The organism is Microbacterium sp. 22303, assembly GCF_052045265.1.
GTDB lineage: Bacteria > Actinomycetota > Actinomycetes > Actinomycetales > Microbacteriaceae > Microbacterium.
Map to the genome: position 1 here is coordinate 261,086 of NZ_JBQEOQ010000005.1, position 17,751 is coordinate 278,836.

The window sequence follows — 17,751 nt, forward strand, 5'->3', positions numbered from 1 at the left end:
TTCTCAGGAGAATCCTCGGGCGATGCGAGACTGGATCCATGGCCCTTCACATCACCGGAGACACCGCCGCCGACGCTCTGCTGTCGGACAACCCTCTCGCGCTGCTCGTGGGCATGCTGCTTGATCAGCAGGTCGCCATGGAGACCGCGTTCGCCGGACCGCTCAAGATCGAGCAGCGCACCGGCGCGACCGACGCGGCGACGATCGCCGGCTACGACCCTGACGAGTTCCTCGCCGCGTTCAAGCAGACGCCGTCGGTGCACCGTTTCCCGGGGTCCATGGCCGCGCGCGTGCAGACGCTGTGCCAGGTGCTCGTCGATGACTGGGGCGGGGAAGCCGCGAACCTGTGGACCGCGCCCGACGCGGCAGGGAACGCTCCCGACGGGGCCGAGGTGCTGCGCCGTCTGAAGACGCTGCCGGGGTTCGGCGAGCAGAAGGCCAAGATCTTCCTCGCCCTGCTCGGCAAGCAGTACGGTTTCACCGGCGCCGGCTGGCGCGAGGCCTCCGCACCGTATGGTGAGGACGGATCCTTCCGCTCGGTCGCCGACATCGTCTCGCCCGAGTCGCTCACGAAGGTCCGCGAGCACAAGCGCGCGATGAAGGCCGCCGCCAAGGGCTGACCCGGATCCGACCCCTCCAGGTCGTTGAGCGAGGATGAGCGGAGCGAGGCCGAGACGAAACGCCGCCACCTCGCGAGATCACCACGTTTCGTCTCGCTTCGGCTGCGCCGATGCTCGCTCAACGACCGGGGGCTCGCCGATCGCGGCGTCGAGCGCTGCGAACTCTTCCAGCGACAGGGCGGATCCGGCATTCCACGCCCGCTCCGCCATCGCACGCAGCGGGCCGCGGATCCCTTCGGCGACCTCGGCAGGCGTCTGCGCGTCCGGCCGGTCCGACCACACGGCGAACAGGGTGCCGAGCAGCAGCGCGGGGTACGGACGCGTCAGCTCCTGCCGCACGGTGCTCTGCCCCTCGGGCCCCCACAGGGCCGGGAACAATCCGGGATGCCAGTCCGCCTGCCAGATCCGCGCCGCCGTCGGGTAGCGGTAGCCCGCGTTCTCGCCGAGCACGTAGTAGAGCAGCGCATCGTTGACATTGACCAGCCGATGCTCGGCGGCGACCGCATCGGCGACCGGGCGCATGTGCGCGTTCCAGTTCGTCCACCACGTCAGCACGACCTCGGCATCCAGCCATTCCGCGGTGCTGCGCAGCAGGCCGTCGTTCCACGCGCGCGCCACGAACCCGCACTCCCGCAGATGCGCGGCGACGCGGTTGACGAACGCCGTGAGCAGGTCGAATCCGGTGCCGTCCGCGCCGTAGCGTTCGACGGCCGCCGCGGCGAGCGCGGGGTACTCCGCGATGCGATCGAAGTCGACGAACTCGTCGCCGCCGAGGTTCCAGCGCGTGCTGTGCGGGAACACCGGGGCCATGTCGTCGATGAGGGCGAGTGCGAAGCGGACCGGATCCTCACGCGTGATGTCGAGGGCGTGATCGGTCGCGAGCCCCGGCGCATCCGGCAGCCGCAGCTCGGGGTGCGCGTAGAGCGCGTGCCGCAGGTGACCCGGCATGTCGAGCGACGGGACCATGTCGATGTGCAGGTCGCGGGCCGTCGCGACGATCTCCGCGGCCTCGGCGCGGGTGATCCGCTCGGCGGAGACGATCTCGGGGAAGGCCCTCGACTCCAGCCGGAATCCCTCATTCTCGGAGAAGTGCCACTGGAAGACGTTGACGCCGATGTCAGCCGCCGCGCGCAGCTGTTCGAGGATCCACGCGGCCGGATAGTGCTTGCGCCCTGCGTCCAGGTGCAGCCCGCGCTCGGCGACGGCCGGCGCGGAGCGCACCCGCCCCCGCGGCACAGCCCCCTGCGCACGCAGGTTGTGCAGCAGTTGCCGGGTGGCGCGGAAGGCCCCCGCTGCGGAGGCCGCTGTCACCACGACGTCGTCCTCCACGTCGACCGCGAACGACTCGTCCGGGAGGGTGCCGCGTTTCGTCTCGGTCGCGCTGCGCGCGTCCTCGCTCAACGACCCCAGGGGCTCGGCGGGGTCCCGATGCGCCAGCGCGCTCAGCCTCAGCCGGATCACCGGATCCGAGACGTCGACGGCCGTCGCGATCCCGAAGATCCGCAGCTCCGCCTCGAGCCGCTCCGCTTCCCGGCGCAGCCCCCGGCTCGCCGCGATCACCCGCACCTGGGCCGGCCTCCACATCCCGCCCGCCGCCTCGAAGGCCGTGGGCTGCGGGATCGCCATCCACCTCGCCTCGACGGTGGCAGGCGGCGAACCCGGCGAGCCGGTCGCGTCCTCGGCGAACGGACCCGGCGGGCCGGCCGGATCCGTCATCCCTTGACGCTCCCTTCCTCGACGCCCTTGAAGAACTGCTTCTGCAGGACGGCGAAGAGGATGATGATCGGAACGAGCGCGATCATCGTTCCCGCCGCGATCACGCGCGGGTTGGATCCGAAGTTCGAGTTCAGGTAGTTCATGCCGACGGTGAGCGTGTAGTTCGCCGGATCCGACAGCACCACGAGCGGCCAGAGGAACTCGTCCCAGGCGCCGATGAACGCGAACAGCGCGACCACCGAGACCATGCCGCGGATGTTCGGCCACACGATGTGGCGCAGCCGCTGCATCGTGTTTGCACCGTCGATCGTGGCGGCGTCGAGCGTGTCGGCCGGGATCATGCGGCACGCCGCGGCCATCAGCAGCACGTTGATCGCGGCGATCGCCCCGGGCAGGAACACGCCCCACAGGCTGTTGGCGAGTCCCAGCGACTTGACCGTGAGGTACTGGCTCGTCAGCGTGACCTCGCCGGGCAGCAGCAGCGTGGAGAAGAAGATCGCCATGACGATCCCCTTGCCGCGGAACTTCAGGCACCCCAGCGCGTAGCCGCCGAGAGTGGCGAAGACCACGTTCGTGATCACCGTGCCGACGCCGACCAGCAGGGAGTTGCGGGCGTAGTCGAGCACCGGGATCGTACGGAACACCTCGGCGTAGTGATCCAGGGTCGGCGCGCTCGGGATGAGGTTCGGCGGGAACCCGTAGATGTCCTCGCCGGACCCCTTGAACGAGGTGGACAGCTGCCACAGGAACGGGAACACCATGATCCCGAGCACGACGACGAGCAGTACGTACTTGCCGATCAGCCCGCCCAGGGAGGGCTTCATGATGTCGGCGGATCCGCGGGTGCGGTAGGCGCGCTCGCGCTGCCGCGGCGGGCGGGATCCGCGATCGCGCAGCGGTCCCTGACCCTGTCGAAGTGCGGTCGCCTGCTCCTCGATCACGCCGCTTCCGCCGGGGTTCTGGAAGGAGGTCATGCCGTCACCTCCGCCCGGCTCCGGGCATCGTGGCGCTCGGCGCGCTGCTGCGCGCGCAGGTCGCGGCGCGTGCGCCGGCTCGCCAGGGCGTCGCGGATCATCTCGCCGTTGTTGGCGATGCCCACGACGGTCAGCGGGATGAGGGTCAGCAGGAACAGCACGAGAGAGATCGCGGAGGCGTAGCCGATCTGCCCGTTCAGGCCCTTGCCCATGGATTGGATCAGCATCACCATGCTCATCGAACGTCCTCCGGGTCCGCCGGATCCCGAGGACAGGATGAAGAGCTCGGTGAACACGCGCATCGCGGCGACGCAGATCAGCACCGAGACGAGCATCATCGGACCGCGCACGCCCGGCACGGTCACCGACCAGAACCGACGCCAGGCTCCGGCGCCGTCCATGGCGGCCGCCTCGTGCAGTTCGCGCCCGACGTTCCCGAGGGCCGCGAGGTAGACGACCATGTAGTAGCCGAGGCCCTTCCACACCGTCAGGCCGATCGCGCAGAAGATCAGCAGCCAGCGGTCGGAGAGGAACTCGATCGGCCGGTCCGCGAGGCCGAAGAAGGTCAGCGCCGAGTTGATCGTCCCGGTGCTGGAGAACAGGAACTCCCACACGATCGCGACGACCACCGCCGAGGCGATCACCGGGAAGTAGAAGGTCGTGCGGAAGAACCCGATCGCGGGGATCTTCGCGCGCACCAGCAGTGCCAGCAGGAGCGGGAGGAAGGTGAGCAGCGGCACGCACACGACCACGTACACGAGCGAGGTGGTGAGTGCGTAGCCGAACCGCTCGTCGCTCCCGAGCCGCGCGAAGTTCTCCAGCCCGACGAACGTGACGGGGCGGAGGGGGCGGGCGTCCGTGAAGGCGAGCACCACCGTGTTCAGGAACGGCCACAGGGCGAAGACGAGCACCCAGACCACTCCTGGCAGCACCAGCAGGTACGGCGTGTACCAACGCTGTCTTCTCATCTGCTCACCCCCTCCTCTCACTCATCGGGTCACTTGGACACGTTCTGGTTGGCGTAGTCCTGCGCCTTGACCAGCGCGTCCTTCGCCGAGATGTCGCCCTTGACGGCGAGCGCGATCTGCTGCTTGGCGTAGTTCTCCATGGAGTCGACGTAGCCGCTGCCAGGAGCCCCCGGCACGCGCGCCTTGTCCATCTGCGCGGCCGCGAAGGTCGTCGCCTCGGCCTGAGCGGGGTTCTGCGCGGTGCCGGAGAACTTGGACGGGTCCTCGTTGGCCTTCTTCGTCCCGGGGAAGAATCCGGCGGCGAGTTTCATGAACTCGATCTGGTTGGCGTCGTTCGTGACGTACTCCGCGAACGCCATCGCCGCGGCAGGGCTCTTCGCGTTCTTCGAGACGCTGATGCCCTGCACGAACAGCGGCGGCTGTCCGAAGCCGGCCGTCGGGACCACGGAGGGAAGCAGCGTCGGCGCGTTGACCGCGATGTCCTTGTCGATGTAGTTCGGACCGGCGGTCGTCCAGGCGACGGTGCCCTTGTTGAAGTTGTTCACGTTCGCGTTCGCCGTGCCGGCGTTCTGCAGCGCCTCGGGGCTGACCGCGCCCTCCTTGTACAGCTCCGCGTAGCGCTCGATGATCTTCTCGGCCTCGGGGGTGTCGAAGACGAACTTCCCGTTCTTCACGAAGTCGTACGTGCCGCCTCCGTCGCTGATGTCGATCTGCAGCGACTTGGGGCTCGGCACGTCGGAGAGCGACTGCACGCCGACCTTGGCGAGCTTCGACGCGGCATCGAGCGTCTCGTCGAAGGTCTTCGGCGGTGCGCTGAGGCCCGCTTTGGCGAGCAGGTCCTTGTTCCAGTAGTTCAGCTCGGTGCCCAGGTACCACGGGAAGGCATAGGTGCCATCGAGTCCCTCATAGGTGTAGGCCGCGACGCCGCCGTCGACGTAGTCGCCGATGACCTTCGAGTCCTTCTTCAGGTCGGCGAGCTGGCCGGCCTTGGCGAGCTCCTGCGCGAACTCCGGCGGGAGGTTCACGACGTCGGGGAGCTCGTTCGACTCGGCCTGCTGCAGGATCTTGTCCTCGTAGCCGTCGGCGGGCTGGTCGATCCACTTGACCGTGACCCCGGGGTGCTCCTTCTCGAAGCTCTTCGCGATGTTCTGGAAGTACGGCGAGAACTTGTCGTTCTTCAGCGACCAGGTCTGGAACGTGACCGTGCCCTTGATCTCGCCGTCGGCGGATCCTCCGCCGGAGGCCGCCCCTCCCCCGGTGCACGAGGTGAGAGCGAGCACCGCGACCGCGGCGATGCCGACGGCGATAGTCGATCGGATCTTCATGGACGTGTTCTCCTTCGAAGTGTCCCGGATGCATCGCCGGCCGGCGCTGGCATCCCATCACTAAAACGATATAGTGTGCCTAGCATGCCACAAGGACGCGGCGCCGTCCAACAGCACCGCAGATCGCCGACCTGGTGAACCAAATCCCTTCAGCGCCACAAGGAGGAACGCGATGAGCAGCCCCCGTCGCCCGAACATCGTGTTCGTGCTGACCGACGACCACGCCTCGAATGCGATCGGCTGCTACGGCTCAGTGGTGAACACGACCCCCGGCATCGACGCGATCGCCGAGGCCGGAATGCGGTTCGACCGCGCCCTGGTGGAGAACGCGTTGTGCACGCCGAGCCGAGCCGCGTTCCTCACCGGCACCTACAGCCACACGAGCACGGTCACCACGCTCGCCACGCATCTCACGAACGACCACGAGACCTTCATCACCGCACTCCGGGCGGCCGGCTACCGCACCGCGATGTTCGGCAAATGGCACCTCGGCCACGGCCCCGACCACGACCCGGTGGGTTTCGACCACTGGGAGGTGCTGCCCGATCAGGGCGAGTACTTCGACCCGGAGTTCTACACCCCCGAAGGCCCGGTGCGCTATGAGGGCTACGTGACCGACATCATCACCGAGCACGCCCTCGCGTGGATGGACGCGCAGGGCGACGAGCCGTACTGCGTGCTGGTCTGGCACAAGGCGCCGCACCGCCCGTGGCTGCCGCACCCCCGGCACGCGGACCTGTTCACGGATCCGATCCCGCTGCCGCCCACCTTCGACGACGACTACGACGGCCGCGGCACGCCCGCCCACCACGCCACCATGCGGATCGCCGACTACCTCACGGACATCGACCTCAAGGAGGATCCGCCCGCCGAGCTCGGCTATTCGGAGCGAGCGGTGTGGAAGTACCAGCGCTACATGCAGGACTACCTGCGCTGCGTGGCGGCGGTCGACGAGGGCGTGCAGGCGCTCACCGGCTTCCTGCGGACGAAGGGTCAGTTCGACGACACCGTCACGATCTATGCCTCGGATCAGGGCTTCTACCTCGGCGAGCACGGTTGGTTCGACAAGCGGTTCATGTACGAGGAGTCGCTGCGGATGCCCCTCGTGCTCAGCTACCCCGCCCGGGTCGCCGCGGGCGGGGCAGCCTCGGCCCTCGTCTCGAACGTCGACATCGCACAGACCCTGCTCGACTTCGCGGGAGTCGCCGCCCCCGAGGGCATGCAGGGGCGCAGTCTGGTCGACCTGGTGACCGCGGAGGACCCGGCTCCGGTGCGCGACGCGCACTACTACCGGTTCTACGAGCACGACGATCACATGCATCACGTGTGGGCGCACTACGGCGTGCGCACCGACCGCTACAAGCTCATCTACTTCTACGCCGACGGAATGGGCCTGCCCAACGCGGGCGACACGTCCTATCCTCCGGAGTGGGAGCTCTTCGATCTGGAGAAGGATCCGTATGAGCTCACCAGCGTGCACCTCGATCCCGCGTACGCCGACATCCGGCGCGAACTGACCCTGAAGCTGTGGGATCTCCAGCAGGACCTCGGCGACTCGCCCCACCCGCGCCAGCCCGTCCCGGAAGGACGTACTCGATGACCCTCGGCACCGACGCCGCACTCTCCCCGGCCCAGCACGGGACCGCCCCGCTGCGGTTCGGCGCGAACTACACCCCGTCGAAGGAGTGGATGCACGCCTGGCTCGATCTCGACCTCGACGCCGTGCGCCGCGACTTCGCCGGACTCGCCGCACTCGGCCTCGACCACGTGCGGATCTTCCCGCTCTGGACGGTGCTGCAGCCCAACCGCACCCTGATCCGGGAGAAGGCGATCGCCGATGTGCGGGCCGTGGTCGACGTCGCCGCCGAGTTCGGGATGGACGCGAGCGTCGACGTGATCCAGGGACACCTGTCGAGCTTCGACTTCATCCCCTCGTGGCTGTTCACCTGGCACGACAAGAACATGTTCACCCACCCGCAGGCTCTGAGCGGTCAGGTCGCACTCGTGGAGCGCCTCGGTGCCGCACTGCGCGACGCCCCGAACTTCCTCGGCTTCACGCTCGGCAATGAGGTGAACCAGTTCTCCGCGACCGTGCACCCGCACCCCTGGCCGGTCTCGCCCGACGAGGCCGCGGGGTGGCTGCGCACGCTGCTGGAGGCGGCGGAGCGCTCCGCCCCGGGGCTGCCGCACGTGCACAGCGAGTACGACGCGGCCTGGTACATGGACGGGCACGGCTTCGTACCGACGCACGCCAGCAGGATCGGCGCGATGACCACCGTGCATTCCTGGATCTTCAACGGCACCGCCCAGCGCTACGGCGGACGCAGCGCTGCGAGCGACCGGCACGCCGAGTACATGATCGAGCTGTCCCGTGCGTTCGCGACGGATCCGCAGCGTCCGATCTGGCTGCAGGAGGTCGGCGCCCCGTCGAACTGCCTGACCCCCGAGCAGACCCCTGACTTCCTCGAGGCGACGGTGCGCGCCGCGGTGCGCACCGAGAACCTCTGGGGCGTCACTTGGTGGTGCTCCCACGACGTGGGGCGCGAGCTCGCCGACTACCCCGAGCTGGAGTACTCCCTGGGCTTGATCGACCAGACGGGTGAGGCGAAGCCCATCGGGCGCCGGTTCGCCGAGATCATCCCCGAACTGCGTGAACGGCGGCCGGCACCCGCCCGCACGACGGCGATCGTGATCGAGGTCGACGACCACGAGATCCCGGTCAGCCGCGCGGCGATGAGCCCGGGGGGCGCCATCTTCCAGGCCTGGGTCGACGCGTGCGTGGCCGGCCTCGACGTGACGTTCGTCACCTCGCTCACCGCGGCGGATCCGGCCGCCCTCGCTGCCCGCGGCATCACCGATCTGATCCACCCCGACCTCAGCACCGGATCCGGGATCTACTCCTCGAACAACACCGTCGTCGACGGCGCCGAAGACGCCACGGGGGTGCCCGTATGACCCGCCTCAACGTCGTCGTGATCTATGCCGACGACCTCGGCTACGGCGATGTCGGCTGCTTCGGCGGTGACGACGTGCGCACCCCGCATCTGGACCGGCTGGCGGCGCGCGGCGTTCGGCTGACGAACTGGTACTCGAACTCGCTCGTGTGCTCGCCGTCACGCGCGGCGCTGCTGACGGGGCGCCACCCGGTGCACGCCGGGGTTCAGGAGATCCTCGGCGGCAAGCGCGGCACTGCGGGCCTGCCGGCACAACCGACGCTCGCCTCCCGTCTGCAGGATGAGGGCTACCGCACCGGGATCTTCGGCAAGTGGCACCTCGGGACCGGATCCGGATATCGCCCGCTTGACCGCGGCTTCGCGCAGCATTTCGGGTTCCTCGCCGGCTGCGTGGACTATTACTCGCACATCTTCTACTGGGGCCAGAACCAGAACCCCGTGCACGATCTGTGGGACGACGAGCGCGAGGTCTACGACAACGGCCGCTACCTCACGGAGGTGATCGCCGAGAAGGCCGTCTCGTTCATCGCGGACAGCGCTGCGGAGCCGTTCCTCTGCTACGTGCCGTTCAACGCTCCGCACTACCCGATGCACGCGCCGAAGGAGTACGTCGACCGCTTCCCCGATCTTCCCGACGATCGCCGCATCATGGCGGCCATGATCGCCGCCATGGATGACGGCGTGGGCCGGATCCTGGATGCGCTGGACGAGGCCGGGATCGCGGACCACACGATCGTGTTCTTCTCCTCCGACAACGGCCCCTCGACCGAGAGCCGCAACTGGCTGAACGGCGAGGAGATCGACTACCAGGGCGGATCCACGGGCGGCCTGCGCGGCAACAAGGGCTCGCTGTTCGACGGCGGGATCCGTGTGCCGGCGATCATCTCCTGGCCCGGCAACCTGCCGCAGGGGGCGGAGTGGGCAGAGCCCGGCGCGATGATGGACATCCTGCCGACCGTGCTCGAGGCGGTCGGCGCTCCGGCCGCGCACGAGGCGGACGGCACCAGCGTACTCGCGGCACTGCGCGGGCTTGAGCCGCTGCCGGTCGAGCGCACCCTGTTCTGGGAGTACGGGCCGCAGCTCGCCGCGCGCCGCGGCCCGTGGAAGCTCACGACGTCGCCGCGGGAGCACCTGGGCGGACCGTTCATCCTCAGCACCAGTGTGCTGGCGAACCTGGACGAGGATCCGGCCGAGGCCGTCGACCTGTCCGCGCAGCACCCCGAGATCGCGGCCGCGCTGCGCGCAGAGCTGGAGGCGTGGGCGCGGACGTTCGACTGGGATCCGTCCCCCTGGCTCTAGCCCCGCGGTCACGCACGCGACCGGGTCGGGTCACGCTCGCGACCGGGTCACGTCAGGCGCGCGCCTCGCGCTCGGCTTCCTTGGCCGCCACGATCTTGCGCAGGCCGGAGCTCGAGAAGCGGTGGTCGCGGCTGTTGAAGTACAGCTCGATCCCGGCCTCTTCGCAGTAGGCGCGGCCGGTGAAGTCGCGGTTCTCGTACTCGTCGCCGACGATGCGCACGTCGAGCTTGAACGAGCGGAGGATGTCCTCGAGGTCCTGCTCGGTCGAGTACGGCACGATCTCGTCGACGTACTCGCACCCGCGCAGCTGGATGTAGCGCTCGACCACGGTCTGGGTGGGAGCGTTCTTCTCCGGGCGGTCCAGGGTGGGATCCATCTGCAGGCCGCAGATGAGGTAGTCGCACTGCCGCTTGGCCTCGGCGAGCATCATGATGTGCCCCGCGTGCAGCAGGTCGAAGGTGGAGAAGGTGATCCCCACGCGAGGCCCCGGGTTGTAGTCTTGGTGCTTCTTCACGGTCTCCGGCGTCATCTGCGAATCCTCTCGTCGGCCCAGAGCACTCTATCGAACGCACCCGGACACGGCCTCTGCGACCGCATTCAGCGCGACGGCGCGGCCGTGCTCTCCCGGATCGTGAGCGCCGGGGGCGTTCCGCGGCGGGACGGCAGCGGCTCCGCGGATCCGATCCGCTCCAGCAGGAAGGCCGCGGCCTGCTCGCCGAGAGCGAAGGTGTCGCGGGTGAGGCAGGTGATCGAGGGATGTACGAGCCCGGTCACCACGGAGTCGTCGAACGACGCCACCGACAGCGCTTGCGGGACGGCCACGCCCATCTCCTGCGCGACGCGGAGCCCTGCGATCGCCATCACGTCGTTGTCATAGACGATCGCCGTAGGCCGGGCCGCGCGGCTGAGCAGCGTGCGCGTGGCCGCGGTCGCGGCCGCCGGGGAGAAGTCGGTCACGAGCGTCTCGCCCGCCGCGCCCCGGGCAGCGAGCGCCGAGAGCACGTCGGCGCGAATACGCGTGTGCTGGAACTCGGCCGGTCCCGACACGTAGGCGATCTCGCGGTGGCCGAGTGCCGCGAGGTAGTCGAACAGCGCGTGCGCCGCGGCCTCGTCGTCCAGCCAGATGGCGGGCGGATCCCCGGCGCTGTCACTGCTGCCGATCACCACGGCCGGCAGCGGCAGGGTGGGCAGCAGCGTGAGACGCGGGTCGTCGTCGCGGGGATCGATCACGATCACGCCGTCGACCTGGTTGGCGCTGCGCCAGCGCCGATAGGTTGCCATCTCCTCCTCGATCGAGGAGACCACGACCAGCTGCAGCGCGACGCCGTGCTGCGCCAGTGCCGACTGCACCCCGGCGATGAGGTCGGTGAAGAACGCCTCCGTGCCCAGGGTGCGCGCCGGACGGTTCACGGCGAAGCCGACCACCCCCGCCCGGGATCCGACCAGGGCTCGGGCGGCCGAACTCGGCTGCCACTGGTGCTCCTCGGCGACGGCGAGGATGCGCTGGCGGGTCTGCTCGCTGACGCCCGGGCGCCCGTTCAGCGCAAAGGAGACCGCGCCGGGGGACACTCCCGCGAGCCGGGCGATATCGGCGATGGTGATGCGCTTCGCCTGTGACATAGACTCACCGTACTAGATCGTTTTAGTAGACCCTGCGGAACGGGATTCCCCAGGCGTCCTCACATTCTCGCACCGCGAAGGAGCACCCCGTGCACGAAGAGACCTCGCTCACCGTCGGCCGCGTCACCCGCGTGCTCGGCGAGCGTGTGCGCCCTGCCGTCCACTCCGCCCGCATCCCGCTGGAGATCGCCGCGCACGCGCTGCCCGGCGAGCCGATCCCCGCCGCCGACGGTCTGGCGCTCGAGTACGCGCCGTTCGCCGCCGGCCAGCAGTGGGGTCCCGCGTGGGGAACCACGTGGTTCCGCGTGCGCGGCACCGTGCCCGCCGAGTGGGCCGGCAAGCGCGTCGAGGCGCTCGTCGACCTCGGCTTCGACATCAACATGACCGGCTTCCAGTGCGAGGCGCTCGCCTACCGCGTCGGCGCCGACGGCGAACCGGTCCCGGTGAAGAGCCTGAACCCCCGCAATCAGTGGCTGCCCATCATGGAGCGGGCCGAGGGCGAGGAGGCGATCGAGCTGTTCCTCGAGGGCGCCTCCAACCCCGTGCTGCTGGACTACCACCCCTTCCTGCCGACGCAGGAGGGCGACATCCTCACCTCGTCCCCGGATCCGCTCTACCGCGTCCGCCACATGGATCTCGCCGTGTTCGAGCCCGAGGTGTTCGAGCTGTCCCTCGACCTCGAAGTGCTGCTCGAACTGCAGGCCGAGCTGCCCGAGACCAGCCCGCGCCGGATGCGGATCCTCCAGGCGCTCGACGACGCGCTCGACGTGCTCGACCTGCAGCGCATCGTAGAGACCGCGGGCGCCGCCAGGGCGCAGCTGGCTGACGTGCTGGCCGCCCCCGCCGACGCGAGCGCGCATCGCATCGCCGCGATCGGGCACGCGCACATCGACTCCGCCTGGCTGTGGCCGCTGCGCGAGACCGTGCGCAAGGTCGCGCGCACCACCTCGTCGATGACGACGCTGCTCGAGGAGCAGCCGCAGTTCCGCTACGGCATGTCCAGCGCGCAGCAGTACGCCTGGATGAAAGAGCACCGCCCCGAGGTCTACGCCCGTATCAAGGCCGCCGTCGCCGAGGGCCGCTTCCTGCCGCTCGGCGGCATGTGGGTCGAGTCCGACACGGTGATGCCGACGGGCGAGTCGCTCGTGCGGCAGTTCTCGCACGGGCAGCGCTTCTTCGAGCGCGAGTTCGGGATCCGCTCGAAGGGCGTGTGGCTGCCGGACAGCTTCGGCTACTCCCCCGCCCTGCCGCAGCTCATGCGCCGCGCCGGTTTCGAATGGTTCTTCACGCAGAAGATCTCGTGGAACCAGCGCAACGTGTTCCCGCACCACAGCTTCGACTGGGAGGGCATCGACGGGTCGCGGATCTTCACGCATTTCCCGCCGATGGACACCTACAACTCGCAGCTCTCGGGCATGGAGGTCGCCAAGGCCTCGCGCCAGTTCAAGGAGAACCGCGTCGCGACGCGCTCGATCGCCCCGGTGGGCTGGGGCGACGGCGGCGGCGGCACCACCCGCGAGATGACCGGCAAGGCGTCCCGCCTGGCCGACCTCGAGGGCAGCGCGCGAGTGGAGTGGATCCACCCCGACGAGTTCTTCGACGCCGCCAAGGCCGAGCTGCCGGATCCGGCCGTGTGGGTCGGCGAGCTGTACCTCGAGCTGCACCGCGGCACGCTCACCAGCCAGCACGCCACCAAGGCGCTGCACCGCTGGGCGGAGCAGGCACTGATCGAGGCTGAGCTGTGGGCATCGACCGCCGCCGTCCGCCTCGGTGCGGCCTACCCGCACGACGTGCTGGACCGACTGTGGGAGACGGTGCTGCTGCACGAGTTCCACGACATCCTGCCGGGCACCTCGATCGCATGGGTGCACCGCGAGGCGGTGTCCGTGCTCTCCGGCGTGCTCGACGAGGCTCGCGCGCTGTCCGAGGCTGCCCGCGCGGCGCTCGCGGGTGCCGGCGACGTGGAGCTCGTCTTCACGCCGACGTCGGTCGGCGTCGGGTCCGACGGGCGCCCGCTCGGCGCAACGGCGCTGCACCCGGTCCCTGAGCCCGTCGAAGGGACCCGTACGGATCCGGGCGCTTCGACAAGCTCAGCGACCGGATCCGTCTCCCTCACCGAGACCGTCGAGGGCTTCCGCCTCGAGAACGACCTCGTCACTGTCGTGATCTCGGCCGATGGCCTCATCGTCTCCGCGCTGGACAAGGCGTCCGGCCGCGAGACCATCCCGGCCGGCAAGCCCGCGAACCTGTTCCAGCTGCACCAGGACTTCCCGAACATGTGGGACGCGTGGGACATCGACAAGTACTACCGCAACCGCGTGGAGGACCTCACCGCGGTGTCGTCCATCTCCGCGTCCGTCGAGGACGGCGCGGCGACGATCGTGGTGGAGCGGCCGTTCTCGGAGTCCTCCCTGCGGCAGACGATCACGCTGCGTCCCGGATCCCGCACGGTGCTGCTGCGCAACGAGATCGACTGGCATGAGACCGAGAAGCTGCTCAAGCTGGCCTTCCCGCTCGATGTCTTCGCCCGCGAGACGGCGGCCGAGACGCAGTTCGGATTCCAGCGCCGGGTCACGCACGTGAACACGAGCTGGGAGGCGGCGAAGTTCGAGACCTCGATGCACCGCTTCGTGCTCGTGCAGGAGGACGGCGGCTTCGGCGCCGCGCTCGTGAACGACTCGATCTACGGTTTCGACACCGCACGCGACGTGGACGGCGACGACGTCACCACGACCGTGCGCCTGTCGCTGCTGCGCGCCCCGCGCTTCCCCGACCCCGACACCGACCACGGCCGGCACGAGATCCAGGTGGGCCTGGTGATCGGCGCCGACGCCGCGATCGCGACGGCCGAGGGCATCGCGCTGAACGCCCCGTCGACGATCGTTCGCGGCGCGAACGAGGTCCAGCCGCTGGTCGCCGTGACCGGCGAGGGCATCGTCGTCTCGAGCGTGAAGCTTGCCGACGACCGCTCGGGTGATGTGATCGTGCGCGTCTACGAGTCGCTCGGCCGGCGCACGACCGGCACGCTGTCCGTCGGCTTCGACCACGGCGGGATCCGCGAGGTGTCGCTCATCGAGGACGAGCTGGATGCGCCGCGCACCGGGGAGGCGCTGTCACTGCGTCCCTTCGAGGTGCGCACGCTCCGCATCGCCCGGGCCTGACGCGCCATCGCCCTTCTTCTCGTCGCTGCGCTCGCTCAGCGACCGGCAACCCCGGTTCCTGAGCGAGCGCAGCCCGCGCGGGGTCGTTGAGCGAGCACCGAGCGCAGCGAGGAGCGAGACGAAACGCGGCACCTGGAAGAGCCGCGTTTCGTCTCGGTCGCCTTCGGCGTCCTCGCTCAACGACCCCGAAGGGGCCCCTGTCAGGCCAGGATGCGGGTGAACGCGTCGCGGCTGATCCCCTGCTCCAGGATCCGGGCCGACCATTCGCGCGCGCCGTGCAGGCTGTGGTCGCGGTAGTTGCCGCACTCGATCGCGCTGACGCCGGGGACGTCGCTCCACTCGGCCTTCTCCGCGATGAAGCGCAGGCTGTCGGTGATGGCCTCGACGAGCGCCGGAACCTCGGGGCGACCCCAGGTGATCAGGTGGAAGCCGGTGCGGCAGCCGAACGGCGAGATGTCGATGACCCCGTCCACGCGGTCGCGCAGCAGCGAGGCGAGGGTGTGCTCGATCGTGTGCAGCGCCGCGGTCGGGATCTCGCCCTCGTTCGGCTGCACGAAGCGCACGTCGAAGTTGGAGATCTCGTCGCCGCGCGGGCCTTGCTCGACCCCGATCAGGCGGATGTAGGGCGCCTTGACGGCGGTGTGGTCCAGGGTGAAGCTCTCGACCTCGGCCATGGCGGATCTCCTTCGCAGTGCGGGTGGAATGAGGGACGGATACCGATGTCGGAGCCGGCCCGGGTCCGAGGCTACTCCGCTCACCTCGGACGAGGGGCAGCCGCCCGCAACACGATGACGGGCAGGGTGGCGCCGCTCTGCGCCGTCCCCCAAAGAAGGAAAACGCCGCCGCCCGGACGCGACGAGCGGCGTCTTCCTTCTCCGACCCGGACCGCAGCGGAGCCCGCCGCCCGGCATTCCGGACCGCGGACTCCGCACTCAGCCAGCCGCTCAGGCCTCGCGGATCCCCGCGAAGAAGGCGCGGACGTCGCCGGCGAGCAGGTCGGGGCGCTCCAGAGCGGCGAAGTGGCCGCCCTCGTCGAAGCGGCTCCAGTGCACGATGTTGTCGTTGTCGCGCTCGGCGAAGACGCGGATCGTCTGGAAGTCGTCCTTGAAGACGGCGACGCCGGTGCGCGCGTGGTTGACCTGCGGCTCGGCCTGGGCCTGCGCGTTCTCGAAGTAGCTGCGGCTCATGCCCGCCGCGGCGTTCGCGAACCAGTTCACGCTGACCTCGAGCAGGATCTTCTCCAGCGGTACGAGCGAGGTGCCGTTGCCGAAGCTGTTGAACAGCTCGCTGTACGCCAGCAGTCCGATCGGGGAGTCGCTGAGGCCGACCGCGACCGTCTGCGGGCGTGAGGCGTTCATCGTGTTGTAGCCGCCGACCGACTGGAACCACTGCATGTGCTCGAGCCCGGCGTAGTCGGCCGGCTCGAGGCGCTCGAACTCGCTCGGGTCGCCGGAGGGGAACGAGAACAGCTGCAGCACGTGCAGACCGAGGAAGCCTTCCGGGTTCAGCAGTCCGAGCTCGCGTGCGACCATCGCGCCGTTGTCGGATCCGTGCACGCCGTAGTTCTCGTAGCCGAGTCCCCGCATGAGCTGGTCGTAGGCCCTGGCGACGCGGGCCATCGTCCATCCGGCGTCGGTCACGGGCTGGGAGAAGCCGTATCCCGGCGCATCGGGGACGACGACGTCGAAGGCGTCCTCCGCGCGGCCGCCGTATGCCACGGGGTCGACGAGGCGGTCGATCACGTCGAGGTAATCGACGGAGGATCCGGGATAGGTGTGCGCCAGCAGCAGCGGCGTCGCACCTTCGTGGGACGAGCGGACGTGGATGAAGTGGATGTCCTGGCCGTCGATCTCGGCGACGAAGTGCGGAAAGGCGTTGATGCGGGCCTCGGCGGCGCGCCAGTCGAAGGCGCGCCAGGCGGCGAGCGCCTCGCGCAGGTAGCCGTTGGGGGTGCCGGTGGTCCAGTCGTCGGAGGGTGCCGGCTGCGGCAGGCGGGTGCGGGCCAGCCGGTCCTGCAGATCGGCGACCTCGGCGTCGGTGACGGAGACGGTGAAGGGGCGGAGGGCGAGGGATGCGGTGGTGTTCATGTGTTCCACGGTAGAAGCCCATTAGGCTGTATTCGTTCCTAATGAAAGAACTTCTTCGAGGATCCGATGACAAGCCCGTCTGCCCGCCTGCTCGCCCTGCTCTCGCTGCTGCAGACGGGCTCCGGCCGCACCGGGGCCGAGCTCGCCGCCCGGCTCGACGTGAGTCCGCGGACCGTGCGCGCCGACATCGAGCGCCTCCGAGACCTCGGCTACCCTGTGGACGCCGTGCGCGGATCCGTAGGCGGATACCGTCTCGGATCCGGCGGGCAACTGCCGCCGCTGCTGCTGGACGACGAGGAGGCGGTCGCAGTGACCGTGGGCCTGCAGATGGCTGCGGGCGTGACCGGCGTCGAGGAGTCCGGCGCCAGGGCCCTCGCCAAGATCGAGCAGGTGCTGCCGTCCCGCCTGCGGCCGCTCGTCGACGCCCTCGGCTCGACGATCGACCGCGGCCAGGAGAACGTCGGCACCGACGCCCCCGATCCGGAAGTGGATCCCTCCGTGCTGGCCGCCGCCGCGGCCGCGATCCGCGACGTCGAGTGGCTGCGCTTCGATTACCAGGACTCTCCCGTGCTCGTCGAGCCGTACCGCCTGCTCAGCTGGCAGCGGCGATGGCACCTGGTCGCGCGTGATCCCGTCACCGATGAGTGGCACACCTACCGGGTGGACTGGATGTCGCTCCGCATGCCGACCCGCCGCAGGTTCGACCCGCAGCCGTTGCCGGGCGGCGACTACACGGCGTTCGCGATGCGCACGATCGCCGCGAGCGGATGGGCGGTGCACGCCCGGCTGCGGATCGATGCGCCGGCGCAGGCCGTGCTCGACCGGATCAATCCGACGGTCGGCGTCGTCGAGCCGATCGACGCCGACCACTGCGTGCTGGTCACCGGCGCCGACAGTCTCGACACCGTGGCGGCGTACATCGGGATGCTGATGATGGACTTCACCGTCGAGTCCCCGCCGGAGCTGATCCCGCGACTCCAGGTGCTGTCGGAGAGGTATGCGCGCGCCGTCGCGGGTTCCTGAGGAC

At 69.4% G+C, this 17,751-nt stretch carries 14 protein-coding genes; 6 read left to right on the forward strand and 8 right to left on the reverse strand.

Annotated elements, in window-relative coordinates:
* Positions 1–38 precede the first annotated feature (38 nt).
* Complete coding sequence (locus tag ACTJI8_RS15525) at positions 39–620, forward strand: HhH-GPD-type base excision DNA repair protein (protein ID WP_440734317.1); 582 nt, start codon at positions 39–41, stop codon at positions 618–620.
* Positions 621–698: 78 nt separating this feature from the next.
* Here the strand turns inward: ACTJI8_RS15525 and ACTJI8_RS15530 are convergent, their stop codons facing one another.
* The 4 genes from ACTJI8_RS15530 to ACTJI8_RS15545 are packed head-to-tail and all read right to left on the reverse strand — an operon-like array spanning position 699 to position 5,603.
* Positions 699–2,336, reverse strand: coding sequence for a family 20 glycosylhydrolase (locus ACTJI8_RS15530; RefSeq protein ID WP_440734318.1), 1,638 nt, complete (start codon positions 2,334–2,336; stop codon positions 699–701).
* Positions 2,333–3,310, reverse strand: a complete 978-nt coding sequence (locus tag ACTJI8_RS15535; RefSeq protein WP_440734319.1) for a carbohydrate ABC transporter permease — start codon at positions 3,308–3,310, stop codon at positions 2,333–2,335. Before ACTJI8_RS15535 ends, ACTJI8_RS15530 begins: the two co-directional genes overlap by 4 nt.
* Positions 3,307–4,278, reverse strand: a complete 972-nt coding sequence (locus tag ACTJI8_RS15540) for a carbohydrate ABC transporter permease (protein ID WP_440734320.1) — start codon at positions 4,276–4,278, stop codon at positions 3,307–3,309. Before ACTJI8_RS15540 ends, ACTJI8_RS15535 begins: the two co-directional genes overlap by 4 nt.
* Before the next feature lie 29 nt (positions 4,279–4,307).
* Complete coding sequence (locus tag ACTJI8_RS15545) at positions 4,308–5,603, reverse strand: ABC transporter substrate-binding protein (RefSeq protein WP_440734321.1); 1,296 nt, start codon at positions 5,601–5,603, stop codon at positions 4,308–4,310.
* Positions 5,604–5,775: 172 nt separating this feature from the next.
* Between ACTJI8_RS15545 and ACTJI8_RS15550 the strand changes: the two genes are divergently transcribed.
* Genes ACTJI8_RS15550 through ACTJI8_RS15560 form a run of 3 tightly spaced genes read left to right on the forward strand, consistent with a single transcriptional unit; the run spans position 5,776 to position 9,856 of the window.
* On the forward strand, positions 5,776–7,203 hold the full coding sequence (locus tag ACTJI8_RS15550; RefSeq protein WP_440734322.1) for a sulfatase family protein: 1,428 nt from the start codon (positions 5,776–5,778) through the stop codon (positions 7,201–7,203).
* A complete protein-coding gene (locus tag ACTJI8_RS15555) occupies positions 7,200–8,558 on the forward strand; it encodes a glycoside hydrolase 5 family protein (RefSeq protein ID WP_440734323.1) in 1,359 nt (452 codons plus the stop codon). Before ACTJI8_RS15550 ends, ACTJI8_RS15555 begins: the two co-directional genes overlap by 4 nt.
* Complete coding sequence (locus ACTJI8_RS15560; protein ID WP_440734324.1) at positions 8,555–9,856, forward strand: sulfatase-like hydrolase/transferase; 1,302 nt, start codon at positions 8,555–8,557, stop codon at positions 9,854–9,856. Before ACTJI8_RS15555 ends, ACTJI8_RS15560 begins: the two co-directional genes overlap by 4 nt.
* Before the next feature lie 52 nt (positions 9,857–9,908).
* Here the strand turns inward: ACTJI8_RS15560 and ACTJI8_RS15565 are convergent, their stop codons facing one another.
* Complete coding sequence (locus ACTJI8_RS15565; RefSeq protein ID WP_440734325.1) at positions 9,909–10,385, reverse strand: adenylyltransferase/cytidyltransferase family protein; 477 nt, start codon at positions 10,383–10,385, stop codon at positions 9,909–9,911.
* A 68-nt stretch (positions 10,386–10,453) separates the two neighbouring features.
* Positions 10,454–11,476 (reverse strand): LacI family DNA-binding transcriptional regulator, encoded by a 1,023-nt coding sequence (locus ACTJI8_RS15570; RefSeq protein ID WP_440734326.1) that lies wholly within the window; start codon positions 11,474–11,476, stop codon positions 10,454–10,456.
* Between the two features lie 89 nt (positions 11,477–11,565).
* On the opposite strand from ACTJI8_RS15570, the gene ACTJI8_RS15575 reads away from it, so the two are divergent.
* Positions 11,566–14,637: an alpha-mannosidase gene (locus tag ACTJI8_RS15575; RefSeq protein WP_440734327.1), complete on the forward strand. Its 3,072-nt coding sequence runs from the start codon at positions 11,566–11,568 to the stop codon at positions 14,635–14,637.
* Positions 14,638–14,837: 200 nt separating this feature from the next.
* On the opposite strand, the gene ACTJI8_RS15580 is transcribed toward ACTJI8_RS15575, so the two are convergent.
* Together ACTJI8_RS15580 and ACTJI8_RS15585 are read right to left on the reverse strand one after the other, a co-directional pair.
* Positions 14,838–15,311, reverse strand: coding sequence for an S-ribosylhomocysteine lyase (locus tag ACTJI8_RS15580; RefSeq protein ID WP_440734328.1), 474 nt, complete (start codon positions 15,309–15,311; stop codon positions 14,838–14,840).
* Positions 15,312–15,581: 270 nt separating this feature from the next.
* The gene (locus ACTJI8_RS15585; RefSeq protein WP_440734329.1) at positions 15,582–16,724 is read right to left on the reverse strand and encodes an epoxide hydrolase family protein; all 1,143 of its coding nucleotides are present in this window, start codon (positions 16,722–16,724) and stop codon (positions 15,582–15,584) included.
* A gap of 66 nt (positions 16,725–16,790) precedes the next feature.
* On the opposite strand from ACTJI8_RS15585, the gene ACTJI8_RS15590 reads away from it, so the two are divergent.
* Positions 16,791–17,747, forward strand: a complete 957-nt coding sequence (locus tag ACTJI8_RS15590; RefSeq protein WP_440734330.1) for a helix-turn-helix transcriptional regulator — start codon at positions 16,791–16,793, stop codon at positions 17,745–17,747.
* Positions 17,748–17,751 lie beyond the last annotated feature (4 nt).